Raw genomic sequence first — 23466 nt, forward strand, 5'->3', positions numbered from 1 at the left:
CCTAGTCCTCTGCGAGAATTTCGGCGATCCGGTCAGCGCGCTGGCGCCAGATCGTCTCGTATTCATCGAGCAGCCGTCGAGCCTTTTCCAGGCCATCGTGGTGGGCCCGCACGATCTGCTCCCGTCCGCGCTTTTCCTTCGTGACGAGGGAGGCGCGTTCCAACACCGCCACGTGCTTCTGTACGGCGGCGAAACTCATGGCGTAGTGCGCTGCCAGCCCTGACACCGAAGACTCGCCGGCCGTCACCCGGGTGACAATGTCCCTGCGGGTGGCATCGGCGAACGCCTGGAACAGGCGGTCAAGGTCAGACTCACGCAGCTCATCTACAACCATTTGGTTGTAGAATAATCCGTCAGTTCTGCTGTGTCAACGGGTTGCAGCTGGGCTAGCCGGCCATGCCTGGGTGCACCGCGACAAACTCGATTTTGTCCGTGGGCTGGACGGTCATTTTCGGTGCCCGGGAGTACCCCTTGGCGTCCAGGTGGTTCTCTGCCCGGTAGACGGCCACGGCCGCGTCATAGATCGCATTGAGCTGCACGCCGGAGAACTCCTCCGAGGAACCATCGGTGAACGTGATGGAAATGACGGTGCTGCCCGGAAAGTGGCGCTTCATGCGGATGAAGCCTTCGGGGTCCTGCTGGAGATTGATCAATGCGGTCCTGCCTTCGTGGTCGGGGACTTCCAGTCTCCCGTACGTTCTTCGGAACATCCGCCTCCGGAACGTCCGCACGGCGCCGTCCGGCAAAACGAAAGGCCCCGTCTGGAGCCTTCCGTTGTTTTCCGGGGCTACACCCTCTCGCGGGACCGGTCAGCCGTCGCCGGTTCCTCGACCGTGAATTCCCTGCTGCGCCGGGGGAAGGCCCAGAACTTGAAGTCGGGTGCTTCCACCCGGGGCTCCGGGTGCGCCTCGGTTTCCTTTGGTTCATCCTTCTTGATGTCCCGCCGGAATTCCCTGTTGTACGGGTAGCACATCACTGACCTCCTTTAACGTGACTGCCCTTTAATCCTCCTCCGCTGGGGGGCCGGCGTCGATACCCGGATGCGGTGGCCTTGTCCTGGCCGAAGAGCCGTTCGGTGGCAGCACTGGGGACTCTTCCGTCCGGACCGGGGAACAGGTTTACTGGGTCCTGAGGCCAACGTGGAGCGGGAAACATGAAGTCCAAGGGGAGCTGGCCCATTGCGGCGGGGGGCGTTGCCATGGCGGTGACCCTTTTCGTCCTCCCGACGCCGATTTTCCAGGTGGCTACCGCCAGCGCCGACCCAGGCGCCATCGGTCTGTTCGTCCTGGGCCTGGCACTGCTGGCAGGGCGACTCGGCGCTGTCGGATTCGGTCTGTTCCGGCGCTCCCGCGATCTGAAAACGCCGCGCAACTACGCCACGAAGGAGCCGTCGGCCCGGGACGAGGACCGGCCGGTCAACCCGTATGCGGTCCCGAGGTCGGACGGGGCATTTCCTCCGATGTCGTGAGGAAGGTGGCACGGTGACCAGGATCGGGGAGTATCGCACCGCACTCCAGGGACTCGATGACTGGATGCCCTATCTGAACGCCCACAGTGCCTTGCCGGGTCCTCGCGGCAACCTCGAGCTGGTTGCAGCCTGCGGCGAGGAGGCAGACGTCACGCGGGCCATGGAGCTGATTGCGACTGCCGACGAGTTTGCCACGGTGTGCGGCGTCGTGGCGCTCGGCCGGCATCTCGGGCAAACTCCCGTGGACCGCCGGCTGGTCGAGGTCCTGCACAGCCATGCCGCCGACGCCCGGTGGCGGGTCCGGGAAGGCGTCGCGATGGCCGTGCAGCGGGCCGGCGATGACAATCCGGAGTTCGCGTTCGGACTGGCCGAATCCTGGGCGCATGATCCGGACCCGCTGGTCCGCCGGGCCGCCGTCGCCGCCGTCTGCGAACCGCGCCTCCTGCGTACTGCTGAGGCTGCGAAAAGGGCCCTCCGGCTTCTGGGCGGGGTGACGTACGGCCTCACCGGCCTGCCGGATGCCGACCGGCGCTTGCCGTCGGTACGGACGCTCCGCCAGGCTCTTGGCTACGGCTGGAGCGTGGCGATAGCGGCGCTGCCCGCGGAAGGCCTGCCGCTTTTCGCGGAGCTGCAGCGGAACCCTGATCCGGACATCGCCTGGATCGTCCGGGAGAACTCGAGGAAGAACCGGCTCCGGAAGCTGTTGGACGCGGCGCTCTAGCCGGTGCCGGAGTAGCTGCCTCAGCCGGCGCCCTGTTCGTTGCCCAGCAGCTGGTCGGTGGCGGGATCGGGCACGCCGTCGAAGTACCGGGCCAGGACTTCCCGGAAGATGTCCTGCTGCGGGTCCGCCCGGAGGAAGAGCGTCATGGAGGAGTGCAGCTTCCGCTCATCGGTCCCGCCGAAAATCTGCCCGGCGGTGCGCCCTTCGAGGCCGGCCACTACTTTGGCGCATTGGACCAGCCGCGGACCCAGCACCGGATGCCCCAGATAGGCCTGCGCCTCGTCCAGGGAGGCCACGGCATATTTCCGGGCGGTGGGGCTGCGCCCGAGGCCGGCGAGCTGCGGGAACACAAACCACATCCAGTGGCTGCGCTTCACGCCCGACCGGAGCTCGTCAAGGGCGTTCCGGTAGGTTCCGCCCTCATCCTGCGCATAAACGAACCGTTCCAGATCGTACGGGTCATCCACTATGCCCTCCTTGCGCCCGAAAGAAGTGCCGGTCACCCGCCGGCCGCGGCGCGGTCACTGCTCGAAGCGCGCCAAAATATCAGTGTCGCCGGCGATGGAAGCCACGACTGCTGCCGCGACGTCGCGGATCTTCAGGTTCCTGTTGTTGGACGTATTCCGGAGGATCCTGAACGCGGCGTCCCGCGTGCACCGGTTCTGGGCCATGACGATGCCGATCGCCATGTCGATGGTGGTCCTTGACTGCATGGCAGCGGTCAGGTTGTCCCGGGATTCTGTGAGCTGGGCGATCCGCAGTGCCAGCAGGAGCGCCGGCGCTGCGCCGGACACGAACTGCTGGGCAGCCGCGAGATCCTCCGCAGAAAACGCGTCGGGCTGCGGTGAATAGAGGCTGACGACGGCGGAGTTGTCAGCGTCGAGGACTACCGGGATCCGAAGGACGCCGGCGGATGCCTCGCCGGTATTGCCTGCTTCACAGGTACGCTGCTTCCGCTGATTGACGATGATCCCGCAGGAGACCGGGCGGTCCGGGCGGGACAGCTCGCCTGCCACCAAGCCGGTCAGCCGGGACAAGAAGCTGTCCATGCCGGAACCGGGGCCGGTACTGTCCAGCACCAAATCCAGCAGCGAGCTGACGCTGCTGCTGATGGTGCGCGACTCCGACGAAATAGTCCGGCTGACGCTCATGGTTGCCCCCGATCCCGGCCGCCCGCTGAGCAGGCGGCGGCTTGTCCCATCCTATTGCGGTGATTTCAGTGACGGAAGGGAGGCGCCCTGAATGATATCCGCGGCAATGGTGTGGAGCCGGGTATCAGTTGCCCGGGCGGCCACATGCAGCAGCTCCATGGCGCGTTCCCTGCTGCACCGGTTCTGGATCATGATCAGCGCGACGGCGGCGTCCACGATGGCGCGGGATTTCAGCGCGGCCCGCAGATGTTCCGGGTAGGTTTCCGGCGGGTGGACTTTCAGGGCCAGACGGAGGATCCGCGAGATCGAGACGGCATGGCGCTCCACCTCCGCGACGGTGGCCTCGTCGAAAACGCCACTGGTGCGGGCATAGCAGTTAAGCGCGGCGGCCGACCCCGGATCCGTGGCGATCGGTACAGCCAGGACCGACTTTATGCCCTCGCCGGAGACGGCGGACGCGTAGTGCTCCCAGCGGGTTGACGACGCCACATCGGGCACCTGGACGGTGATTCCGTGCCGCAGGGCCGTCAAGCAGGGGCCGTCGTCGAACGCGTACTGTTTTTCATCCAGCTGCCTCGCCGCCTCGCCGCTGCTGGCGACCGTGGCCGGGGTGCCGTCCCGTTCGACCGTGATGGCACACAGCATGGGTTCGGAACCGCCGAGGAAGGTCGCGGAGACCGTCGTCAGTCCCAGAAGAAATTCGGTGAACCCCGGACTTTCCAGCAGGAGATCCTGCAGTTGCTCGGGCGTGGGTGCAGCGCCGGTACCGGAAACCATGCCGGCCTCAATCCTACGAACTCTGGGTGGCCGTCACGCGCCGACTCAGCGGCTGAGAACTCTTGATCGCCCGCAACCCAAATAGCAGCACCCTTGACTGTCCAAACCGGGATGTACCTACTAGCGACACTACGCTGTGTACGGGGCAGTGAATATAGGCGCCCCAAGCCGCACCGCCGTATGCTTGAACCCTGCGGCGATACGCGCCGGCTGGCAACCCGCCGGCATGGACTTCTGAGGTGACAATGAGCGTAAAACTGCCGCTGGCTGACGAGATCACCGCTGTCTTTGCCCGGGCCACCCGGCTGCTGCTCACGGAAGAAACGGTGGGCCACGCCCTCCGGCTGATCACGGATGCTGCCACAGCGTCGATCCCGGGCGCGATCGGCGCCGGCGTGAGCCTGGTCAACGGTTCGGGGCTGCGCCAGACGACTGCCGCATCTGACGCCGTCGTGGCTGCGGCCGATGCGCTTCAGTACGAGCTGGGGGAAGGCCCGTGCATCACCGCGTGGGCGAGCGGGGAAACCGTCCGGGTCGAGAACCTGGCCTCGGACCGGCGCTGGTCGCGTTGGGCCCCGGCCGCGGCGGCCCTGGGGATCTCATCCTCGGTCAGCTGCCCCCTGGTGTCGGGGGGTCTCGCACTGGGAGCCGTAAAGGTCTACTCGGACGGCGGTCAGCCGTTCCGCGACGGCACGGTCCGTCTGGCCGAGCTCTTCGCTCAACAGGCGACGCTCTTTGTTATCCACACCCACGCCCGTGAAGCTGCCGGGACGCTGAGTGGCCGCCTGCAGGAATCGCTGGCGCAGAGGGACACCATCAGCATGGCAAAAGGCATCTTGATCGCCCGGAACGCCACCAGCGATGACGAGGCACTCCGGCAGTTGATGATGCTCTCACGGCAGACGGGGAAGCCCCTGGCCCGGGTCGCGGCTGAACTGCTGGCTGCGGCCGGCCCCCTCGAAAACTAAGCGTAGGACGACGGCATGGCCTTGGGCGGCGACGAGAGCGAGCAACGCCGGCGGTTCGCCGAGTCGCTTCGCCACGCCGACGTCAGCATTGAAGAGCTCTGGCTGCGATACTTCACGCTCGGCGGCCAGGCGGGGCAGTTCGAGGTCGAGGCCTACATCCACGGAGCCATGGCCCTGCCCCCACTCCAGCGGGACATCCTCGCCCATGCCCTGAACGAACGCCTGGATGAGCTGTATTCCGGGGCGCCGCGGGCACCGTACAGCGTCGATGCCCACGACGCGGCGGCGGCGAGCCAGCCGGGCAGCGAGTCCGGCAGCGAGTTGGACAACGAGGTGGGCAGCGGCTCCGAAACGGACCCCGACGACGGCTGACGGCCACCTTGCTAGAGTCAGCAACAGGGTGAGTGGTCTCGCACCGGCCCGCCACTGACCGGCGGGCCCAGGAAGGTGGGCGGCATGTTCGCGTTCTTCACCGACACCAGCCTGGCGGAGGCCGGGCTGTTGCTCGCGACGTTCGTGCTGTGTTCGCTGATCGGCATCGAGCGGCAGGTCCGGCAGAAGAGTGCGGGCTACCGGACCCACGTGCTGGTAGGCCTCGGCTCGTGTGCGTTCACCCTGGTATCCGCGTACGGGTTCGCCTTCGTCGTCGAGCCCGGAACCGCCGTCGACCCGTCGCGGATCGCGGCCCAGATCGTCAGCGGAATCGGATTCCTGGGTGCCGGTGTCATCTTCAAGGGCCGGGACGTGGTCCGCGGCCTCACGACCGCCGCCACCATCTGGGTGGCCGCCGCGGTGGGCATGGCCTGCGGTGCTGGCATGGTCTCCCTGGCCGTGGTGCTGACCATATTCCACCTCGTCACACTGTTCATTGTGGCGCCGGCGGTCCGGCGAATCCCTTCTGTGGACCGGAACCGCGTGATGCACATCGAGTACGCCGACGGCCAGGGGGTGCTGCGGCAGGTCCTCGAAATCGCCACCACCATGGGCTTCAGCTCCTCGATCCTGCGCACCCGGCGGACCGGGGATGAGCAGAAGCCGATGGTCTCGATGGAGGTCCGCTTCTTCGGGCGGCATCCGCTGCGCAACCTCGTCCTGCCGCTGATGGACCTGTACGGCGTCGCGAGCGTGATCGTCCGCGGCACCGATTCGAGCGACGACGACGACGACGATGACGAAGCCTGAGCCGCTGCCGGTCAGTGATCCGCGCGTGGATGCGTTCATCGAAGCGCTGCCCGCGTGGCAGCAATCGATCTGCCGTGAGGTCCGTGCGCTGGTCCACGCCGCTGACCCTGACGTGCGGGAGACCATCACGCGCATCACCCGGCCGTACTTCGTCCTGGACGGAAATATCTGCGCGCTGCTGGCGGCCAAGGACCACGTCAACGTCTTTCTGTACGACGGCGGGATCGTTCCGGACCCCGAGGGAATCATCACCTCCGGGCATGGGAACAAGACCGCCCGCACGGTGGCCGTGCGGCAGGGCGAGCCGATCAATGCCACGGCATTGCTCGGATTGTTCCGGCAGATTATCGCCAACAACCGGGCCGGTGGCTGGCGCAAGCTCAAGCAGGGAGCTGAGCGCGGAGGAGCCGGGTCCCCGGTTGACCCGTCCGCCGGGCGGGGCTGACGGCGGTGTAAGGACAGCGGTGCAAGGATGAGGTCATGTTCTCTCGTAGCGACCATCCGGCCCCACCGGAGCGCCTGCGCCCGCCCAAAGCCGTGCCGCCTCGGCGGGCGGGTCCGGCGTCGGATGAATTCCCAGCGGTGGCGGGTCCAGCCGCACGGGCAAACCCCGGGCTGAGCCCCGGATGACCGCGAACAGCGCACCCCTCGCCGGCAGCGTCCGGATCCGGATCCTGCGGGCCTCCGATGTGGAGGCCATGTGCGCGGCCTACCTGCGGAACCGCGAGCACCTGGCGCCTTGGGAGCCGCTGCGGGCCGAGGAGTTCTTCACCGTGGATGGCCAAATGATGAGCGTCCAGTCCAAGCTCGCCTTGTTCATCGCCGGATCCGATATCCCGTGGGTCCTGACCGACGCCGAGGCGATTGTGGGGCTGATGACCCTCAGCGGCATCGTCAGGGGGCCGTTCCTCAGCGCCCACCTTGGCTATTGGGTGGACAAGGATTACAACGGGCGCGGGATCGGCACCGCGGCCGTCGCGTTCGCCGTCGCAGCGGCGCGGGAGGAGCTGGGACTGCACCGGCTGCAGGCTGCCACGCTTTTGCACAATGCCGCCTCGCAAAAGATCCTCAAACGCGCCGGCTTCGCGGAGATCGGTGTGGCCCCGGCGTACCTCAACATCGCGGGCGGCTGGCAGGACCACCTACTTTTCCAGCGGATCCTGTATTGAGCGGCGGACGACACTGAGGGGCCGTTACTGAGCGGACGCCACGGAGCTGCCGACGTCGAGCGGACGCCACTGACCGGACGCCAGCGAGCTGCCGACGTCGAGCAGTCGACGCCGGCCCGCGGTCCTCAGCCGTGCGAGACTCTCTGGGTGACTGACGATTCCTTCGGCGCCCTGCACCATGTCGAGCTGTGGGTGCCACACCTTGGCCGCGCCAGGGACGAATGGGGCTGGCTCCTGACCCGGCTCGGCTATCAGGCGTACCAGGACTGGCCGGACGGGTGCAGCTGGCGCCGCGGGCCCACCTACATCGTCGTCGAGCAATCCCCGGCCCTGAGCAGCCGCACGCACGAACGCACCGCGCCAGGCCTCAACCACCTGGCTTTCAGCGCCGGCAACCGGCGACAGGTCGATGCCCTCGCGGCAGACGCCGTCGGGCACGGTTGGCGTGAACTGTTCCCGGACACCTACCCGCACGCCGGCGGACCGGATCACTTCGCAGCCTACCTGGTGAATTCGGACGGCTTCGAAGTGGAACTGGTCGCCGCCGACTGACCCGGCTCCGCGGGATCAGCGCCCAAGGCTCGCGCCGGCGGACCACCACCTCCGGGCCGCGCCGGCACGGTTCAGCGGACCATCCGCAGAATCCGGACCGGGGTGCCGACCAGTTCGTGCGTGGCTGTGGTCCCGTCGGGGACGAAACCGTTGCGCCGGTAGAAGGCGAAGGCGCGGGGATTGTCGTCCGCAATCCAGAGGTACGCGCAGCCGTCGGCCACGGCTGCATCCAGCAGCAGTTGTCCTGCCCCGGAGCCGTAGTGGCTGGCGAGCACGTAGATGCCCTCCAGCTCCCGGGGGCTGGGTCCGTCAGCATCGCGTCCGGGGCCCGCACTGGCCCAGCCGATGATGTCCGCCCCGGCGCAGGCCACCCAGATATCCGAGCTTGAGGTGGTGATGATTTCGCGCCATTTTGCTTCCCGCGGTCCTTGTTGCAGCCCCGCGAGGGCGGCGGCCGGCAGCAGGTGGGCGTAGCTTTCGCGCCAGGCCTGGAGGTGCACGCGCGCGATGGCGGCAGCGTCGTCCAGCACCGCTGTCCTGACGGTCTCGTCTGTTGTCATCCGGCAAGGGTATTACAGAGTCCCACGGTCTTTGGCCGCGGACCTACTCGCGGGTAACATAGCCTCCATGCACCTGCTCCTGCGCACTCTTTTGCTGCTGTTCACGTCCTCCCGCCGTTCCCGGCTGAGCATTTGGGACGCGGCGTCACTGCCGTTGAAGGTCCTGCCCACTGATATTGACATAGCGATGCATGTCAACAACGGCATGTATTTCTCCCTGATGGACCTGGGCCGGTTCGACCTGATGGCTCGCAGCGGCACCTGGCAGGCCATGCGCCGCCGGGGATGGAGCCCGGTGGCGGCGGGGGAGACCATCGCGTTCCGCCGTTCGCTGCAGCTGTGGCAGCGGTACACGATCGAAACCAAGATCATTGGCCTTGACGAGAAGGCCATCTACTTCGAGCAGCGCATGGTGGCGGACGGGGAAATCTGTGCCCGCGCGTTCATCGCCACGCGCCTGGTCAGCAAGGGCAAGCCGGTCAGCCAGGAGGAAATCCTTCGTGAGTTCGGTGCGCCCCCGGCGGATCTGGAACTGCCCGAATGGATCCACGAATGGCGCGAAACCAACGCCCTGCCAGGGGCCCGGCGCCCGGCGCCGCACGCCTGGGCCTGACTCTCGTCGGGAGAGTCCTGCACTCCCAACGGGACACAGTCCGGCTGCTCCGGGGCGCCGGGCACGGCCCGTCGGAGGCGCCGGAGGGCCGTCACATGGCTGTGCCAACAGCGAAATGCAGGGGACAAGCCGGGGCCGCTCGCGTACCGTTGACCCATGGCTACCGTAGACATTACAGGTGAACAGTTCGCATCGACCGTCGAGGACAACGACATTGTCCTCGTCGATTTCTGGGCCGAATGGTGCGGCCCGTGCAAGCAGTTCGGACCCACATACGCCGCAGTTTCCGAGAAGCACCAGGACGTCGTCTTCTCCAAGGTGGACACCGAGGCGGAGCAGCAGCTCGCCGCCGAGGCCGGCATCACGTCCATCCCGACGCTGATGGCGTTCCGCGAAAAGGTGCTCGTGTTCTCGCAGCCGGGCGCGCTGAACGCCCAGCAGCTGGAGCAGGTCGTCGACGCCGTGAAGGCCCTGGACATGGAGGAAGTGCACGCCCACGTGGCCCGGTCCCAAGCCGAAGCCGCCTCCGCTGCCGGCACGCAGGACGGCAGCCAGATCCCGGAGGCCTAACCGCCCCGCACCGCCCGCGCACGCCTCCTCAAACCCCAACGCGGGGTCACTCCGCGCCCATGTTTCGTTGATTTATGGGCGCGGAGTGACCCCGCGTTGCTGTTTGTCGGTTGTCTTTGCCCTCGGCGCGGTTAGAGCTTGACGATCTTGACCGGCTCGGCGAGCAGGGCGCTCAGGGATTCATTAAGGTCCTGGACTGCGGTGCCTTTCGAGTGCTTGTCCAGGTCCTCCTGCGAGGCCCACTGTTCGGTCAGCACCAGCCGGTCCTCGCTGGCCTCGGTGAGCTCGTACCGGATACAGCCGGGTTCGGAGGCGACGTCGTCAATCGCGATCTCAAGCGCGAGCTTGACGCGGAAGAACTCGCCGTCGTTGGGAATGAAGATGGCCTGAAGGTCAATGGGTGCACTCATGGTTTTCACCCTACCGGGCCGCGGCTTCATGTCCCCAAGATTTCGTAGGACATCCAAGCTTTAGTCTTCTCTTGCCGGCCGAGTGTTGGTAGCGTCACACCATGCTTTCATACACAGCCGGGGACACTGACGTCCCGCTGCTCGAGGAAACCATCGGCGACAATTTCGAACGGATCGTGGCCAGGTTCCCGTACCACGACGCCCTGATCGAGGCCGCGGCAGTGCCGGGCGAAGAGGCCCGGCGCTGGAGCTACACCAAGCTGAACGACGACGTCGACCGCCTGGCGCGCGCGCTGCTCGCCCTGGGTGTGGCCAGGGGGGACCGGATCGGCATCTGGAGCCCGAACTGCGCCGAGTGGACCATCCTGCAGTACGCGACGGCCAAGGCCGGGGCGATCCTGGTCAACGTCAACCCTGCCTACCGCAGCCACGAACTGGAGTTCGTGGTCAAGCAGAACGGCATGCGGATGCTGGTCTCGGCGCCGTCGGACCCCAACAGCGACTACACCGGCATGGCCCGGCAGGCGCTGGCCGAATGCCCGGAGCTGCGCGAACTGGTATTCCTCCCCGACGCCGGCCTGCCGGCCCTCGCAGCCGGTGTCCCGGAAACAGCGGCGGAGCGGACCTTCGCGGAACTGCTCAAGCGGGCCGACGACGTCCCCCACGCTGAGCTGAAGGCACGGATGGCCGGGCTGGACCCGCACGACGCGATCAACCTGCAGTACACCTCCGGCACCACCGGCTTCCCCAAGGGGGCCACCCTTTCGCACTACAACATCCTGAACAACGGCTACTCGATCGGCGAGCTGCTGGAGTACACCGAGCACGACCGGGTGGTGCTGCCGGTGCCCTTCTACCACTGCTTCGGCATGGTGATCGGGAACCTGGCCGCGCTCAGCCACGGCTGCGCCACGATCATCCCGGGGCGCGGGTTCACTCCCGCCGCGGCGCTGGAGGCCGTGCAGGACTTCGGCGGGACGTCGCTGTACGGGGTGCCCACGATGTTCATCGCCGAACTCGCGCTGCCGGACTTCGCCTCCTACGACCTGTCAACGCTCCGCACCGGCGTGATGGCAGGATCGCTGTGCCCCATCGAGGTGATGAACCGGGTCATCTCGGAAATGAACATGTCCGATGTGGCGATCTGCTACGGCATGACGGAGACCTCGCCGGTCTCCACCATGACCCGCAGCGTGGACACCATGGCCCAGCGCACCGAGAGTGTCGGGCGGACCATGCCGCACCTGGAAAGTCAGGTGGTGGACCCGATGACCGGGGCGGTGCTGCAGCGCGGCGAAATCGGCGAGCTGTGCACCCGCGGGTACTCCGTGATGAAGGGGTACTGGAACCAGCCGGACAAGACCGCCGAGGCGGTTGACGCCGACGGCTGGATGCACACCGGCGACCTGGCCCGGATGGATGAGGACGGCTACATCGTGATCGAGGGCCGGATCAAGGACATGGTGATCCGTGGCGGCGAGAACGTCTACCCCCGCGAGATCGAGGAATTCCTGTACACGCACCCCGACATCCAGGACGTGCAGGTGATCGGCGTTCCGGATGCCAGGTACGGCGAGGAACTGATGGCCTGCGTCATCCTCAAGCCCGGTGCCGCCCCGCTGGACGCCGCCGGCCTGGCCGCGTTCTGCCGCGGGAAGCTGGCGCACTACAAGATCCCGCGCTATGTGGACGTGCGCGAGAGCTTCCCGATGACCGTCTCCGGCAAGATCCGCAAGGTCGACATGCGGCAGGAAGCAGTCTCCCGCCTCGGCCTCTAACCCCAACGCGGGGTCACTCCGCGCCCATAAATTGGGCCCGGATGGGCGATACCTGACCCCGCGTTGCGGACGGTGGCGCGGGCCTGTGGATAACCTCTGCGCCGGTCCCGCTTCGAGGCCACAATGGAGCGCATGGTCCGCATTTCGCCGCTCCCCGGAAGCCTCGCCCAGACGCCGTTCACGCTCTACGAATCCCGCGCGCTGGGGGTTTCGGCCAAACGCCTGCGGGCGCGTGACCTGGCCGACGGCGGCCGCCTGATCTACCTGCCCGCCGGCCGGCAGCTGGAGATCATCGAGCGTGCCCGCGTCCTGGCCGCTGCCACGCCCGGTGCTTGGGTTTCGCACGAAACCGCCGCCGTCCTGACCCTGCTGGGACTCCCGCCGTGGCTGGGCGGCTGCGCCACCATCCACCTCAGCAAACCGCATGGGCTGCCCCGGGTCCGCCGGGCCGGTGTCACGGGCCACCGGGTGCGGTCCAACCCCGCCCCACCTCACGCGCGTCCAGCAGTCCCGCGACAACCGGCGGGACGAAGCGTTCCACCAGGCGGGCTGGTCGTACTTCAAAGTCAACGCCGACGATCTGGCCGAGGATTTCGAGGGCGTCATCGGCCGGATCAAAAGGGCCCGGCTCCCCCGCGTCTGACCCCCACTCAAAGCAACGCGGGGTCACATCGCGCCGATAACCTCGGCCGGGATGGGCCGGAAGTGACCCCGCGTTGGTAGGGGTGGGAGGGGCTAAGGGTGGGAGGGGCTAAGGGGCGGGAGGGGCCGGGGGCCGGGGCCGCGGGAGGTGCTAGTGGCGGCGGTGGTCCTGGATGGTCATCCGCGGACCGAAGGTTGGTTTGCGGAAGCCGCTGAGGCCGATCATCCGGACAACCCGCTGGCGGTGCCCGGCCCACGGCGCCAGCAGCCGCAGCATCCCGGCGTCGTCGGTCCGGCGGCCGGTCAGCGCCGCGCCCACATAGGCCGCGAGGTGGTAGTCGCCCACCGCAATCGAGTCCGGGCAGCCATGCGTGCGCTGCACGATCTCCGCCGCGGTCCACACGCCGACGCCGGGGATCGTCTGCAGTTTCGCGGATGCCTCCGCGGCCGGGAGCGCGGCGAGCCGTTCCAGCGCGACGGCGGAACGCAGCGCGCGCATGACGGTCGCCGAACGCTGCGGACCCACCCCGGCCAGATGCCATTCCCAGGACGGGATCTGCAGCCACTGCTCGGCAGTGGGCTGGACCAGCAGGTTTGCCGGGGCGACCGTGCCGGCACCCGGGGCGGGCGTCCCGAACCGGTACATCAGGTAGCGGTAGCCGCGGCGGGCCTCGATCACGGTCACCTTCTGCTCCAGAATCGTCGGGACGAGGGAGTCAATCAGCCGGCCCGTGGCGGGCAGCCGCACGGCGAGGTTGCGGCGTCGGGCCTCAACGACCATCCGGGGGAGCGTGGCGTGGAACGCTGGCTCGTCAAAGCCGGACCAGTCGTCGTCGCGGCCCAGCATCCGGGGCACGGAGTCGGCGGCCGCGGCGGCTCCCGGTCCCCAGGCCTGGACCTCGACGGCGGGGTCCGCCGGCGGACCGGCCGCAGTCAGGCGCAGCGTGGCCGGCCCGGCGGAAGTCGTGAAGGCCATCCACACGCCGTCCGGCGCTGGGCGGATGGACGGATCGCCGTGCCCCCGCAGGAGCGTGCCGACCGTCCGGGACAGATCAAAAGGCCCGCCGGGATGCCACCGCAGGGAGGCGTCCGCCGCGGCAGCCAGGCCGGCGGGGACATCTGCAATGGTCATCCGACAATGATTCCACGAACGGCTGACCATCGCCGCGCCCCGGGCCTGCGCAGAGAGGGCCGTTGGGCCCTTAACCGCCGGCGGCGCCGGGACTAGACTCCGGCTGTGGCGCGATCGCCTGCGCCTGCCCTGAGGCCCGAATCCTTATCAACCGAATCCCTATGACCAGGAGAATGTAATGACCGGTGGAGTACATTTCGAGATTCCCGCGGACGACGAGAACCGCGCACGGGAGTTCTACGGTTCGGCGTTCGGCTGGGGCTTTGAAGCCATGCCGGAGATGGGGTACAGCCTGGCCATGACCACCCCGATGGACGAACAGGGCCGGCCCTCGGTGCCCGGCTCCATCAACGGCGGCCTGTTCAAGCGGGAAGGGGAACTGAAATCGTCGGTGGTCACCATTGACGTGGACGATATCGACGCCGCGCTGGCGAAGATAGCGGCGCTGGGCGGATCGACGTTCCGGGAAAAGATGGAGGTTCCGGGGATGGGCTGGAACGCGTACTTCAAGGACTCTGAGGGCAACATCGTGGGCCTGTGGCAGAACGCCGCACGGGACTAAGATCCTCCTGTGGCGTGGACCGCCCGCGCCCTGGCTGCAGAGAAAAGGTGACTCACATGACTGGACGCGTTGTGCACTTCGAGATCCCCGCCGACGACGAGGAACGGGCGCGGGAATTCTACAAATCGGCTTTCGGCTGGGCCATTACGACCATGCCCGACATCGGCTACAGCATGGTGATGACCACGCCCGCCGACGAATCCGGCATGCCGGCGGAGCCGGGCTCGATCAACGGCGGAATGTTCGCCAGGGAAGGCGAGCTGAAGACCCCCGTCATTACAGTGGACGTGGAGGACATCGACGCGGCCCTGGAGAAGATCGGCAGCCTCGGCGGCAGCACCGTCCAGGCCAAGCAGGCCGTGATGGGCATGGGCTTCGCGGCCTACTTCCGGGACCCGGAGGGCAACATCCTGGGCCTCTGGCAGAACGCGGTCTCCGCGGGGGAGCCGGCCGGCACCGCCGCAGGAACGAACGACATCGGCGCCTAATAGCCGTGGCGGGGGCCCGGGTGACTGGGGCCCCGCCTGCGGCCCCGCCCCGCCCCGCCCCGCCCCGCCCCGCCCGGCCCGACGCCGGGCCCGGGCTAACCCGAGCACCCCAGCCCCGCGCCCCGCGCCCCGCGCTCAGTGCATTCCGGTGCTGAGCCAGAGCGCCACGACCGCGGGCGGGACGGTGAGCACGACGGCAGCCAGGCCGGCGACGGCGAACCCGCCCCAGCGGATCTCGACGTTCAGGGTGCGGAGCCGTTCGTGCCAGAGCAGCGTGGCCAGGGATGCCCATGGGGTCACCTGCGGGCCGAGGTTCACCCCGATCAGCAGCGCCGCGAGCCGCACCGGAGAGCCTCCTGAAGGTTCCAGCGCCAGGTAGGCCGGCAGATTGTTCACCGCGTTTGCGGCTCCGGCGCCCGCGCCCGCCAGCTGCAGCAGCGCCGGAAGGCTCTCGCCGGAGCCGGCGACGCCGGAAAGGAGCCGCGTCAGGCCGTTGGCGTGCAGGGCCTCCACCACCAGGAATAACCCCGAGGTCAGCATGAGCGGCCGCCAGGGAACCATGGACCAGCGCAGGGCCGAGCGGCGGCGCCAGAGGAAGAGCCCCAGCAGGACCGCCGCCGCAGCCACCGCCGGGACCTGCACGGGCACGCCGGAGACGAGCGCCGGCAACAGCAGGACCATCACCGCCGACGCCGCGTACAGCAGCTTGCGGTCCCTTACCGGGCGGACCCGCTGCGGCCCATAGCGTCCGGCCAGGTCCTTCCGGAACGCCAGCCACAGCAGCCCGATCGGGACCAGGATCCCCACCAGCGCCGGTGCCCAGACGAGACTGGCGAAGGCTGCCGGGCTGAGCCGGAGCCGGTCCTGCGCCAGCAGATTGGTGAGGTTCGACACCGGCAGCAGCAGGGAGGCGGAGTTGGCCAGCCAGATGGTGGTCAGCGCGAACGGCAGTGGCGGGATCCGGGCGTGAAGGGCCAGAAGTACGACGACGGGCGTCGCCAGCACCGCCGTCGTGACCAGGGACAGGAACACGGTCGAGAGGGTGGACAGACCGATGACCAGCAGCCAGCCCCTGGAACGCCGGCCCGGGCAACAGGCCGGTGAGCAGCGCAGCGCACCCGGCCAGCAGCATGCCGGCGGGGAGCAAATAGCTCTTCAGTCTCTGCAGCCAGCGCCAGCCCGTCACCGACCAATCTTCGCACCAGGCCCAACGGACCCTGCCACGCAATCTCACCCTGGAACCGCAACGGAACCGGCCACGGCGCGCCCTGCGGCGGCCACTGCCGGGCGGAGACGGTAACTTTGTACCTATGAAGTACGCCCAGTCCGTTCTGGACCTCATCGGCAATACGCCGCTCGTCAAGCTGCACCACGTTACCGACGGCATCGGGGCCACGGTCCTGGTGAAGCTGGAATACCTGAACCCCGGCGGTTCCATCAAGGACCGCATCGCGGTCAAGATGATCGAGGAGGCCGAACGCACCGGCAAACTCCTGCCCGGCGGCACCATCGTGGAACCCACTTCCGGGAACACCGGCGTCGGCCTGGCCCTCGTGGCCCAGCAGAAGGGTTACCGCTGCATCTTCGTGGTGCCGGACAAGGTGGGCGAGGACAAACGCGCCGTGCTCCAGGCCTACGGCGCCGAGGTCGTGGTGACCCCCACCTCCGTTCCGCCCGACAGCCCGCAGAGCTACTACGGCGTCTCGGACCGGCTCGTCACCGAGATCCCCGGCGCCTACAAGCCCGACCAGTTCTCCAACCCGGCCGCTCCGGCCAGCCACTACGAAACCACCGGCCCGGAAATCTGGCGCGACACCGACGGTCGGATCACACACTGCGTGATCGGCGCCGGCACCGGCGGCACCATCACCGGCACCGGCCGGTACCTCAAGGAAGTCTCCGCGCACCGTGCCGAGTCCGACGGCGGCATGGTCAAGATCATCGGTGCCGACCCGGAAGGTTCGGTCTACTCCGGCGGCACCGGCCGGCCGTACTTCGTCGAGGGGGTCGGCGAGGACATGTGGCCGGCCAACTACGACAAGGCCGTCCCCGACGACGTCATCGCGGTCACCGACGCCGATTCCTTCGAGATGACCCGCCGGCTCGCCCGCGAGGAAGGCCTGCTGGTGGGCGGATCCTCCGGCATGGCCGTCGTCGCGGCCCTGCAGGTCGCCAAGGACCTGCCGGATGACGCCGTCGTCGTCGTGATCCTGCCGGACTCCGGCCGCGGCTACCTCGCCAAGATCTTCAACGACCAGTGGATGCGCTCCTACGGCTTCCTGGCCAGCGGCGACGAAGCCTCCGTGGGCGAGATCCTCAAGGCCAAGACCGGGGAGCTGCCGGACCTCGTCCACATCCACCCCAACGAGAGCGTCCGCGACGTCATCAACATCATGAACGAGTACGGCGTCTCGCACATCCCGGTGCTGTCCCAGGAGCCGCCCGTGGTGATGGGCGAGGTCCTCGGCGCCGTGGACGAACGCACCCTGACCGCGAAGCTGTTCCGCGGCGAGGCCAAACTCTCGGACAAGATTTCCGAACACATGGGGGCCCGGCTGCCGGTGATCGGCTCGCTCGAATCGATCTCGACGGCCCGCGAGCTGCTCTCCGAGGCGGACACCCTGATGGTGACGTTCGTCGGCGCCCCGGTGGGCATCCTGACCCGCCACGACCTGCTCGCCTACCTGAGCAATTGACCGCAGCAACCAGCAACTGACCGCAGCAACCGACCCGGACACCGGGACCCCTCCCCGGAGGGGGCCCGGCCACCGGCCGAAAGGAACGCACATGTCTTTGCCAGAAAGCTCCGCCGCGCCACAGGCAGGCTTCAACACCCGCGCCGTGCATGCCGGCCAGGCCTTCGAGCCGCGCACCGGCGCCGTTGTGCCGCCCGTACACTTCTCCACCACGTATGCCCAGGAAGCGATCGGCGTGCTGCGCGCCGGCTACGAGTACGGCCGCGGCACCAACCCCACGCGTGACTCCCTGCAGGAACAGCTCGCCGCGCTGGAGGGCGGGACCGCCGCGTTCTCCTTCAGCTCGGGCCTGGCCGCGGAGGACTCCCTGATCCGGGCCCTCACCCGCCCGGGTGACCACATCGTGCTTGGCAACGACGCCTACGGCGGCACCTACCGGCTGATCAGCCGGGTGCTGGGGGAGTGGGGCATCGGCAACACCCCGGTGGACATGTCCAATCTCGACGCCGTCGCCACCGCGGTGGCCGCCAACAAGACCCGCCTCGTCTGGGTGGAGACGCCGTCGAACCCGATGATGAAGATCACCGACATCGCGGCCCTTGCCAAGGTTGCGCACGACGCCGGCGCCCTCCTCGTGGTGGACAACACCTTCGCGTCGCCGTACCTGCAGACACCGCTGGCGCTCGGCGCCGACATCGTGGTTCATTCCACCACCAAGTACATCGGCGGTCACTCCGACGTCGTCGGCGGCGCCGTCATCGTCAAGGACGCGGAGCTGGCCGAGAAGATCGGCTTCGTCCAGTTCGCCGTCGGTGCCATCTCGGGCCCGATGGACGCCTTCCTCACCACCCGCGGGCTCAAGACCCTCGGCGTCCGGATGGACCGGCACAGTGACAACGCCCAGGCCGTGGCCGAGTGGCTGCTGCAGCGCCCCGAGGTCGAGGCCGTGCTCTACCCGGGGCTGCCCTCGCACCCCGGGCACGAGCTCGCGAAGAAGCAGATGAAGAAGTTCGGCGGAATGATCTCCGTGCAGTTCAAGGGCGGCGAGGCGGCGGCACGCAAGGTGGCCGAATCCACCTCCGTGTTCACCCTCGCGGAGTCCCTGGGCGGCATCGAGTCGCTGATGAACTACCCCTCGGAAATGACGCATGCCTCGGTCAAGGGCACCGAACTGGCCGTTCCGGTGAACCTGATCCGGCTTTCCTGCGGCATCGAAGACGTTGAGGACCTGATCGCCGACCTCGAGCAGGCCTTCTCCCAGATCGCAGCCGGCGGGTCAGGCAGCTAAGCACCCGTGACAACCACCACCAGGGCCATCCCCTCCACCAGGCGCGGCTGGTTCGCGACGGCGGCCGGCGCGCTCGCCGTCGTCGTCGCCCTGGTGGTGCTGTACTGGGCCTACGATCCGCTGCTGAACGACTTCGAGGTCTACTTTTACGGCGGTAACCGGGTGCTGCAGACCGGTGAGGCCGGCGTCAACGAGCTTTACGCGGTGCGGGACGGTCTGCCGTTCACCTATCCGCCGTTCGCGGCGCTGCTGTTCGCGGCCATGGCGACGCTGGGCCTGGGCGGCGGCGGGTTTGTGTTCACCAGCACCGCACTGCTGGGCGCCGGCGTCGTGTCCGCCTGGCTGGCCCGGCACTATTTCCGCCTCGGCGGCTGGCGGAATGCCTTCGCCGACTGGCGGTTCCGGGCCGTGGCCCTGGCCGGCACCGGGGCGATCCTGCTGCTGGGACCCTGGCGGGACACCTTTGACTTCGGTCAGATCAACATCATCCTGATGGGCCTGATCCTGGCCGACTTCGCGCTCTACGGCAAAGCCCGGGCCGGGGAGATCCGCTGGCCCGCGGGACTGCTGATCGGCATCGCGGCCGGCATCAAGCTGACGCCGCTCGCCTTCGGGCTGTACTTCCTGGTCCGCCGCGACTTCAAGGCCCTCGGCTGGATGGCGGCGGGCTTCTTCGGCTCGATCGCCCTGGCCTGGGCCATGCTGCCCGCCGCCTCGCTCACCTTCTGGACCAAGATCCTGCCGGACACCGGACGGATCGGCGGGCCCGCCTACGTGGACAACCTCTCGGTCAAGGGCCTGCTGCTGCACCTGGGCCTGCCGGATTCGGGCCTGACCAGCCTGCTGTGGCTGGTCCTGTCCCTGGCGCTGGCCGCAGTTGCCGCCCTCGTGATCGCGTGGGCGGTGGCTGCGGACGAGAACTTCGTCGCCGTCTCCGCCACCGCCGTGCTGATGCTGCTGGTCAGTCCGGTGTCCTGGTCCCACCACTGGGTGTGGATGGCCGTGGCGCTGCCCTGCATGGGCTTCGCGATCCACCGGGTGCCTACCCGGAACGGGCGGATGCGCCTCGCCGGCTGGATCATCGTCGCGTTCTCAGCCCTCGCCTTCTACCTGACGCCCAAGTACCTGGCGGTGATGGCCGGGGCGGCCGAGTGGGGCAAGGACCCGGAGACCCAGTGGCAGCTGATCGTGGCCAGCCTCGGTGTGCTGTGCGGCATCGCGATGCTGGTTTACTGGGCCCTTGCTTACCGGCCCTCCCGCGCCGCGCTCCGCTGACACCTCCCCGTGCTTTCCGCGCAGGTATGGCTTTCTTGAAGATAGTCAGCTAGTTTGTTCGCATGGCACTTCGATCAGATTGGTCCCAGCGGACCTGCAGCATGGCCCGCGGCCTGGACATCCTCGGCGACCCGTGGGGCATGCTCGTCCTCCGGGAGGTCTTCTTCGGCAACGGCCGGTTCGATGCCATCAGGGCCCGGCTTGGGGTCGCGGATTCTGTGCTCACCAAACGTCTGGCGGCGCTCGTCGACGCCGGCCTGCTGACCCGGCAGCCGTACGACGACGGCGGCCGCACCCGCCAGGAGTATGTCCTCACCGTGAAGGGGGAGGACGCCCTGCCGGTGCTGAATGCCGTCGTGCAATGGGCCGAAAAGCATCTGCCGGCACCCTCCGAACGGGCCCACATGTATGTGATCCACACGGGCTGCGGTGAACCCACCACCTCCGCGGACAGTTGCACCGTCTGCGGGGAACGGCTCACGGCCCACAACACCAGCTGGCACAGCCTCAGCCGCACGCCGGACCCCGTGCCCCTGGCAGCCGCCCCGACAGATTCCACCGGCACCACCCTCGCGAACGGAACTGCCGCATGAGCGCCCCCAAAACCGGCCAGCTGACCGCTCACCGGCGAAGGATCCATCCGGCCTGGGTCGTCGCCGCCGTCGCGTTCCTTGCGCTCGTCGGCGCCGCGGGATTCCGGGCCGCGCCGGGGGTGCTGATGGTGCCGCTACAAAGCGAATTCGGCTGGTCCACCACCGTGCTCTCGGCCGCTGTCAGCATCAACCTGGTGCTCTTCGGCCTGACCGCGCCGTTCGCCGCGGCCCTGATGGAACGCTTCGGCATCCGTGCGGTCACCTCCGTCGCGCTCGTGCTGATCGGGGCCGGCAGTGCCCTGACCGTGCTGGTGAACGAGTCCTGGCAGATCCTGCTGACCTGGGGGCTGCTGATCGGACTCGGCACCGGGTCCATGGCGCTGGTCTTCGCCGCGACGATTGCCAACACCTGGTTCGCGAAAAGCCGCGGGCTGGTCATCGGCATCCTCACCGCCGGCAGCGCCGCCGGGCAGCTGGTGTTCCTGCCGTTCATGGCCGCCCTCGCGCAGGATCCGGGCTGGCGGCAGGCGTCACTGCTGATTGCCGCCGGCGCCCTCGCCGTGGTGCCGCTGGTGCTGAAGTTCCTGAAGAACTCGCCGGCCGAGGCCGGCGTGCTGCCGTACGGTGCCGAGCCGGAGGTGGAACCGGACCCGGACCCGGACATGGACAGGGCGTTCGGGCCGGTGCCGAAGTCCGGACCGGTCTCAGCCGCAGCCACAGCCACAGCCGCAGCCCCAGCTCCAGCCACAGCCACAGCCACAGCCGCAGCCCCAGCAGCCGACGCGGCAGGACCCCGCCGCAACGCCGCCGTCCGGGCGCTGCAGGTGCTCCAGCGGGCCAGTAAAGTGCGGACGTTCTGGGCCCTCGTGGCCGGGTTCGCGATTTGCGGCGCCACCACCAACGGACTGATCGGCACCCACTTCATCCCCTCCGCCCACGACCACGGCATGTCCCAGACGACCGCGGCGGGCCTGCTCGCCGTCGTCGGGATCTTCGACATCGTCGGGACGATCGCCTCCGGCTGGCTGACCGACCGCTTCAATCCCCGGATCCTGCTCGCGGTTTACTACCAGTTCCGCGGCATCGGCCTGCTGGTCCTCCCGTTGCTGCTCAGCGCCACCGTCCAGCCCAGCATGATCGTGTTCGTGGTGATTTACGGGCTGGACTGGGTCGCCACCGTGCCGCCGACCGCCGCCATCTGCCGCCAGGTGTTCGGCGCGGACGGCAGCGTGGTGTTCGGCTGGGTCTTCGCCGCCCACCAGCTCGGTGCGGCTGCAGCGGCGCTCGGCGCCGGCGCCATCCGGGACGCCACCGGGCAGTACACCTACGCCTGGTTCGGCGCTGCCGCGATGTGCACCATCGCAGCCGTGATCAGTGCAACCATCCGCAAGGACGCCAGCAAAAAGGACCCGGTCCCGGTTCCGGCGTAGCGGCTCGGTAGGATGACAGCGGGGATCCGGCCCGCGGCCGGCCCTCGACGACACCAACTGGGGGATCCATGTCACTGCTCGATGCCGAAAACAGGCATGCCACGGCTCAGGACGCTGCGACGGAACCGCAGCCCGCGCCGGTCCGGCTGCTCGAGCGGTTGCCTGTCCGGCACTTGCTGCGGTTCTCCACGGTCCTGGCTCTGGCCGTCGTGGTTTACCTGGTGTGGCACTGGCTGGGTGCCTGGGGCAAACAGGGTCTGGACTTCAGCGTGTATTGGCACGGCGGCAAGATCCTCAACGAGGCCGGGCCTGCGGCGTCAGACCTCTACGGGCTAACCGTGGCCTGGGCCGGCGGACCCGAATTGCCGTTCACCTACCCGCCGTTTGCCGCCCTGCTGTTCAGCCTCCTGGCCCGGCTTCCGGAAAAGCTCGCCCTGGCCCTCTTCAACACCGCGGGTGCCGTGGTGGCGGTCTGGGTTGCCGTCCGCGCCGTCCGCTACTGGAACGCACGGATGGACTGGCGCAGCACCTTCCGTTCCCCGGGCAACCGCCTGGCGGCGGCGGTATTCGTCCTGGCTGTGCTGAACCTGGGCCCGTGGCGCGAGACCCTGGCTTTTGGCCAGATCAACATCCTGCTGATGGGCCTGATGGCCGCCGACCTGCTGGCCCGCAACCCGCGCTGGACCCGGGGCTTTCCCGGCAGCGGGTTCGTGGTGGGCGTCGCGGCCGGCATCAAGCTCACCCCGCTGGTCTTCGGCCTCTACTTCCTGGTGCGCAAGGACTGGCGAGGGCTGCTGAACATGGGCGCCGGTTTCGCGTCCACGGTACTGGTCGGGTTCCTGCTGCGGCCCGCAGAGTCCGTGCAGTTCTGGCTGGAAATCCTGCCGGACACCTCCCGGATCGGCGGCGCCGGTTACGTCGACAACCTCTCCATCAAGGGCGCCCTGCTGCACTTCGGCGTTTCCGAAGCGACCGTCACCATCCCTTGGCTGGGGCTGAGCCTGCTCGTCGTCGTGCTGGCCGCAGGAATCATCAAAACCGCCAGCGACCAGGGGGCGCGTGTGGTCGCCATCTCGACGACGGCTCTCACCATGCTGCTGATCAGCCCGGTCTCGTGGTCCCACCACTGGGTCTGGGTTGCGGCGGTTCTTCCGGCCTTCGCATGGACGCTGCGTGAGACGCCGCAGCGCTACCGCGGGATGCGGTGGCTTATGGGGGGAGCCCTGGGTGCGTCCGTGCTGGTGTTCCTGTTCTCCCCGAAGACCATCGGCACGGCGCTCGGTGCCGAGAACCTGGACATCCAGACGCCGGGGCTCTGGATCATGGCCTCCAGCGCCGGGGTCTTCTGCGCCCTGGCCATCATGGTGTGCAGGCTTCTGGTCCTGCGGCGCGGTTCCCTGACGGCGGCGTTCGACCTTCGCCGGGACGACAGCGCCTGACG

Annotated in this window: 30 protein-coding genes; 20 read left to right on the plus strand and 10 right to left on the minus strand. The window is 68.2% G+C overall.

Features of this window, described 5'->3' with window-relative positions:
- Position 1 precedes the first annotated feature (1 nt).
- The 3 genes from AC50YM_RS13105 to AC50YM_RS13115 all read right to left on the minus strand — a co-directional run bounded on the left by AC50YM_RS13105 (position 2) and on the right by AC50YM_RS13115 (position 973).
- Positions 2-334: an ArsR/SmtB family transcription factor gene (locus AC50YM_RS13105; protein ID WP_494957388.1), complete on the minus strand. Its 333-nt coding sequence runs from the start codon at positions 332-334 to the stop codon at positions 2-4.
- A gap of 52 nt (positions 335-386) precedes the next feature.
- Positions 387-653, minus strand: a complete 267-nt coding sequence (locus AC50YM_RS13110; RefSeq protein ID WP_494957389.1) for a hypothetical protein — start codon at positions 651-653, stop codon at positions 387-389.
- Positions 654-787: 134 nt separating this feature from the next.
- Positions 788-973, minus strand: a complete 186-nt coding sequence (locus AC50YM_RS13115) for a hypothetical protein (RefSeq protein ID WP_494957390.1) — start codon at positions 971-973, stop codon at positions 788-790.
- Positions 974-1153: 180 nt separating this feature from the next.
- On the opposite strand from AC50YM_RS13115, the gene AC50YM_RS13120 reads away from it, so the two are divergent.
- Together AC50YM_RS13120 and AC50YM_RS13125 are read left to right on the plus strand one after the other, a co-directional pair.
- Positions 1154-1468, plus strand: coding sequence for a hypothetical protein (locus AC50YM_RS13120; RefSeq protein WP_494957391.1), 315 nt, complete (start codon positions 1154-1156; stop codon positions 1466-1468).
- A gap of 13 nt (positions 1469-1481) precedes the next feature.
- The gene (locus AC50YM_RS13125; protein WP_494957392.1) at positions 1482-2189 is read left to right on the plus strand and encodes a HEAT repeat domain-containing protein; all 708 of its coding nucleotides are present in this window, start codon (positions 1482-1484) and stop codon (positions 2187-2189) included.
- Positions 2190-2209: 20 nt separating this feature from the next.
- Here AC50YM_RS13125 and AC50YM_RS13130 read toward each other — a convergent pair whose 3' ends face one another.
- The 3 genes from AC50YM_RS13130 to AC50YM_RS13140 are packed head-to-tail and all read right to left on the minus strand — an operon-like array spanning position 2210 to position 4117.
- Entirely contained in the window at positions 2210-2656 is a 447-nt protein-coding gene (locus tag AC50YM_RS13130; RefSeq protein ID WP_494957393.1) for a DUF1810 domain-containing protein, read from the minus strand.
- Positions 2657-2710: 54 nt separating this feature from the next.
- On the minus strand, positions 2711-3340 hold the full coding sequence (locus AC50YM_RS13135) for an ANTAR domain-containing protein (protein WP_494957394.1): 630 nt from the start codon (positions 3338-3340) through the stop codon (positions 2711-2713).
- A gap of 51 nt (positions 3341-3391) precedes the next feature.
- The gene (locus AC50YM_RS13140) at positions 3392-4117 is read right to left on the minus strand and encodes a GAF and ANTAR domain-containing protein (RefSeq protein WP_494957395.1); all 726 of its coding nucleotides are present in this window, start codon (positions 4115-4117) and stop codon (positions 3392-3394) included.
- Positions 4118-4362: 245 nt separating this feature from the next.
- Between AC50YM_RS13140 and AC50YM_RS13145 the strand changes: the two genes are divergently transcribed.
- The 6 genes from AC50YM_RS13145 to AC50YM_RS13170 all read left to right on the plus strand — a co-directional run bounded on the left by AC50YM_RS13145 (position 4363) and on the right by AC50YM_RS13170 (position 7988).
- Positions 4363-5085, plus strand: a complete 723-nt coding sequence (locus tag AC50YM_RS13145) for a GAF domain-containing protein (protein WP_494957396.1) — start codon at positions 4363-4365, stop codon at positions 5083-5085.
- A gap of 15 nt (positions 5086-5100) precedes the next feature.
- Entirely contained in the window at positions 5101-5457 is a 357-nt protein-coding gene (locus AC50YM_RS13150) for a hypothetical protein (protein ID WP_494957397.1), read from the plus strand.
- An 84-nt stretch (positions 5458-5541) separates the two neighbouring features.
- Positions 5542-6267 (plus strand): MgtC/SapB family protein, encoded by a 726-nt coding sequence (locus AC50YM_RS13155; RefSeq protein WP_494957398.1) that lies wholly within the window; start codon positions 5542-5544, stop codon positions 6265-6267.
- Positions 6254-6712, plus strand: coding sequence for a DUF1801 domain-containing protein (locus tag AC50YM_RS13160; protein ID WP_494957399.1), 459 nt, complete (start codon positions 6254-6256; stop codon positions 6710-6712). The genes AC50YM_RS13155 and AC50YM_RS13160 overlap by 14 nt, the downstream gene beginning before the upstream one ends.
- Before the next feature lie 181 nt (positions 6713-6893).
- Positions 6894-7436, plus strand: a complete 543-nt coding sequence (locus AC50YM_RS13165) for a GNAT family N-acetyltransferase (RefSeq protein WP_494957400.1) — start codon at positions 6894-6896, stop codon at positions 7434-7436.
- A 147-nt stretch (positions 7437-7583) separates the two neighbouring features.
- Positions 7584-7988: a VOC family protein gene (locus tag AC50YM_RS13170; protein ID WP_494957401.1), complete on the plus strand. Its 405-nt coding sequence runs from the start codon at positions 7584-7586 to the stop codon at positions 7986-7988.
- Between the two features lie 71 nt (positions 7989-8059).
- Here the strand turns inward: AC50YM_RS13170 and AC50YM_RS13175 are convergent, their stop codons facing one another.
- A complete protein-coding gene (locus AC50YM_RS13175; RefSeq protein ID WP_494957402.1) occupies positions 8060-8548 on the minus strand; it encodes a GNAT family N-acetyltransferase in 489 nt (162 codons plus the stop codon).
- 67 nt (positions 8549-8615) lie between these two features.
- Between AC50YM_RS13175 and AC50YM_RS13180 the strand changes: the two genes are divergently transcribed.
- Both AC50YM_RS13180 and trxA read left to right on the plus strand, forming a co-directional pair.
- Positions 8616-9161: an acyl-CoA thioesterase gene (locus AC50YM_RS13180; protein WP_494957403.1), complete on the plus strand. Its 546-nt coding sequence runs from the start codon at positions 8616-8618 to the stop codon at positions 9159-9161.
- 156 nt (positions 9162-9317) lie between these two features.
- Positions 9318-9731, plus strand: a complete 414-nt coding sequence (trxA, locus tag AC50YM_RS13185; RefSeq protein ID WP_494957404.1) for a thioredoxin — start codon at positions 9318-9320, stop codon at positions 9729-9731.
- A 131-nt stretch (positions 9732-9862) separates the two neighbouring features.
- Here the strand turns inward: trxA and AC50YM_RS13190 are convergent, their stop codons facing one another.
- Entirely contained in the window at positions 9863-10141 is a 279-nt protein-coding gene (locus tag AC50YM_RS13190; RefSeq protein ID WP_494957405.1) for a putative quinol monooxygenase, read from the minus strand.
- A gap of 101 nt (positions 10142-10242) precedes the next feature.
- Between AC50YM_RS13190 and AC50YM_RS13195 the strand changes: the two genes are divergently transcribed.
- A complete protein-coding gene (locus AC50YM_RS13195; RefSeq protein ID WP_494957406.1) occupies positions 10243-11919 on the plus strand; it encodes an AMP-binding protein in 1677 nt (558 codons plus the stop codon).
- A 424-nt stretch (positions 11920-12343) separates the two neighbouring features.
- Positions 12344-12562, plus strand: coding sequence for a putative endonuclease domain-containing protein (locus AC50YM_RS13200; protein ID WP_494957407.1), 219 nt, complete (start codon positions 12344-12346; stop codon positions 12560-12562).
- A 150-nt stretch (positions 12563-12712) separates the two neighbouring features.
- Here AC50YM_RS13200 and AC50YM_RS13205 read toward each other — a convergent pair whose 3' ends face one another.
- Complete coding sequence (locus AC50YM_RS13205) at positions 12713-13693, minus strand: DNA-3-methyladenine glycosylase family protein (RefSeq protein WP_494957408.1); 981 nt, start codon at positions 13691-13693, stop codon at positions 12713-12715.
- A gap of 178 nt (positions 13694-13871) precedes the next feature.
- Between AC50YM_RS13205 and AC50YM_RS13210 the strand changes: the two genes are divergently transcribed.
- Together AC50YM_RS13210 and AC50YM_RS13215 are read left to right on the plus strand one after the other, a co-directional pair.
- Positions 13872-14255: a VOC family protein gene (locus tag AC50YM_RS13210; protein ID WP_494957409.1), complete on the plus strand. Its 384-nt coding sequence runs from the start codon at positions 13872-13874 to the stop codon at positions 14253-14255.
- Between the two features lie 56 nt (positions 14256-14311).
- A complete protein-coding gene (locus AC50YM_RS13215; RefSeq protein WP_494957410.1) occupies positions 14312-14743 on the plus strand; it encodes a VOC family protein in 432 nt (143 codons plus the stop codon).
- A gap of 135 nt (positions 14744-14878) precedes the next feature.
- Here AC50YM_RS13215 and AC50YM_RS13220 read toward each other — a convergent pair whose 3' ends face one another.
- On the minus strand, positions 14879-15775 hold the full coding sequence (locus AC50YM_RS13220; protein WP_494957411.1) for an ArsB/NhaD family transporter: 897 nt from the start codon (positions 15773-15775) through the stop codon (positions 14879-14881).
- Between the two features lie 278 nt (positions 15776-16053).
- On the opposite strand from AC50YM_RS13220, the gene AC50YM_RS13225 reads away from it, so the two are divergent.
- The 6 genes from AC50YM_RS13225 to AC50YM_RS13250 all read left to right on the plus strand — a co-directional run bounded on the left by AC50YM_RS13225 (position 16054) and on the right by AC50YM_RS13250 (position 23464).
- Complete coding sequence (locus tag AC50YM_RS13225) at positions 16054-17439, plus strand: cystathionine beta-synthase (RefSeq protein ID WP_494957412.1); 1386 nt, start codon at positions 16054-16056, stop codon at positions 17437-17439.
- Between the two features lie 91 nt (positions 17440-17530).
- The gene (locus AC50YM_RS13230; RefSeq protein ID WP_494957413.1) at positions 17531-18727 is read left to right on the plus strand and encodes a cystathionine gamma-synthase; all 1197 of its coding nucleotides are present in this window, start codon (positions 17531-17533) and stop codon (positions 18725-18727) included.
- A gap of 6 nt (positions 18728-18733) precedes the next feature.
- The gene (locus tag AC50YM_RS13235) at positions 18734-20002 is read left to right on the plus strand and encodes a glycosyltransferase 87 family protein (protein WP_494957414.1); all 1269 of its coding nucleotides are present in this window, start codon (positions 18734-18736) and stop codon (positions 20000-20002) included.
- 62 nt (positions 20003-20064) lie between these two features.
- Entirely contained in the window at positions 20065-20595 is a 531-nt protein-coding gene (locus tag AC50YM_RS13240; protein WP_494957415.1) for a winged helix-turn-helix transcriptional regulator, read from the plus strand.
- The gene (locus AC50YM_RS13245; protein ID WP_494957416.1) at positions 20592-22025 is read left to right on the plus strand and encodes an MFS transporter; all 1434 of its coding nucleotides are present in this window, start codon (positions 20592-20594) and stop codon (positions 22023-22025) included. The genes AC50YM_RS13240 and AC50YM_RS13245 overlap by 4 nt, the downstream gene beginning before the upstream one ends.
- A 68-nt stretch (positions 22026-22093) precedes the next feature.
- Entirely contained in the window at positions 22094-23464 is a 1371-nt protein-coding gene (locus AC50YM_RS13250) for a glycosyltransferase 87 family protein (RefSeq protein ID WP_494957417.1), read from the plus strand.
- Positions 23465-23466 lie beyond the last annotated feature (2 nt).

The sequence above is a fragment of the Pseudarthrobacter sp. RHLT1-30-1 genome (assembly GCF_059383415.1).

Excerpts from the sequence above, each read along its gene's own strand:
- AC50YM_RS13175 (WP_494957402.1), bottom strand. The coding sequence starts at position 8,548 with ATGACAACAGACGAGACCGTCAGGACAGCGGTGCTGGACGACGCTGCC.
- AC50YM_RS13205 (WP_494957408.1), bottom strand. The coding sequence starts at position 13,693 with ATGACCATTGCAGATGTCCCCGCCGGCCTGGCTGCCGCGGCGGACGCC.
- AC50YM_RS13115 (WP_494957390.1), bottom strand. The coding sequence starts at position 973 with ATGTGCTACCCGTACAACAGGGAATTCCGGCGGGACATCAAGAAGGAT.
- AC50YM_RS13150 (WP_494957397.1), top strand. The coding sequence starts at position 5,101 with ATGGCCTTGGGCGGCGACGAGAGCGAGCAACGCCGGCGGTTCGCCGAG.
- AC50YM_RS13210 (WP_494957409.1), top strand. The coding sequence starts at position 13,872 with ATGACCGGTGGAGTACATTTCGAGATTCCCGCGGACGACGAGAACCGC.
- AC50YM_RS13145 (WP_494957396.1), top strand. The coding sequence starts at position 4,363 with ATGAGCGTAAAACTGCCGCTGGCTGACGAGATCACCGCTGTCTTTGCC.
- AC50YM_RS13230 (WP_494957413.1), top strand. The coding sequence starts at position 17,531 with ATGTCTTTGCCAGAAAGCTCCGCCGCGCCACAGGCAGGCTTCAACACC.
- AC50YM_RS13160 (WP_494957399.1), top strand. The coding sequence starts at position 6,254 with ATGACGAAGCCTGAGCCGCTGCCGGTCAGTGATCCGCGCGTGGATGCG.
- AC50YM_RS13180 (WP_494957403.1), top strand. The coding sequence starts at position 8,616 with ATGCACCTGCTCCTGCGCACTCTTTTGCTGCTGTTCACGTCCTCCCGC.
- AC50YM_RS13245 (WP_494957416.1), top strand. The coding sequence starts at position 20,592 with ATGAGCGCCCCCAAAACCGGCCAGCTGACCGCTCACCGGCGAAGGATC.
- AC50YM_RS13155 (WP_494957398.1), top strand. The coding sequence starts at position 5,542 with ATGTTCGCGTTCTTCACCGACACCAGCCTGGCGGAGGCCGGGCTGTTG.
- AC50YM_RS13140 (WP_494957395.1), bottom strand. The coding sequence starts at position 4,117 with ATGGTTTCCGGTACCGGCGCTGCACCCACGCCCGAGCAACTGCAGGAT.
- AC50YM_RS13195 (WP_494957406.1), top strand. The coding sequence starts at position 10,243 with ATGCTTTCATACACAGCCGGGGACACTGACGTCCCGCTGCTCGAGGAA.
- AC50YM_RS13200 (WP_494957407.1), top strand. The coding sequence starts at position 12,344 with ATGGGCTGCCCCGGGTCCGCCGGGCCGGTGTCACGGGCCACCGGGTGC.
- AC50YM_RS13165 (WP_494957400.1), top strand. The coding sequence starts at position 6,894 with ATGACCGCGAACAGCGCACCCCTCGCCGGCAGCGTCCGGATCCGGATC.
- AC50YM_RS13135 (WP_494957394.1), bottom strand. The coding sequence starts at position 3,340 with ATGAGCGTCAGCCGGACTATTTCGTCGGAGTCGCGCACCATCAGCAGC.
- AC50YM_RS13250 (WP_494957417.1), top strand. The coding sequence starts at position 22,094 with ATGTCACTGCTCGATGCCGAAAACAGGCATGCCACGGCTCAGGACGCT.
- AC50YM_RS13215 (WP_494957410.1), top strand. The coding sequence starts at position 14,312 with ATGACTGGACGCGTTGTGCACTTCGAGATCCCCGCCGACGACGAGGAA.
- AC50YM_RS13105 (WP_494957388.1), bottom strand. The coding sequence starts at position 334 with ATGGTTGTAGATGAGCTGCGTGAGTCTGACCTTGACCGCCTGTTCCAG.
- AC50YM_RS13240 (WP_494957415.1), top strand. The coding sequence starts at position 20,065 with ATGGCACTTCGATCAGATTGGTCCCAGCGGACCTGCAGCATGGCCCGC.
- AC50YM_RS13225 (WP_494957412.1), top strand. The coding sequence starts at position 16,054 with ATGAAGTACGCCCAGTCCGTTCTGGACCTCATCGGCAATACGCCGCTC.
- trxA (WP_494957404.1), top strand. The coding sequence starts at position 9,318 with ATGGCTACCGTAGACATTACAGGTGAACAGTTCGCATCGACCGTCGAG.
- AC50YM_RS13190 (WP_494957405.1), bottom strand. The coding sequence starts at position 10,141 with ATGAGTGCACCCATTGACCTTCAGGCCATCTTCATTCCCAACGACGGC.
- AC50YM_RS13120 (WP_494957391.1), top strand. The coding sequence starts at position 1,154 with ATGAAGTCCAAGGGGAGCTGGCCCATTGCGGCGGGGGGCGTTGCCATG.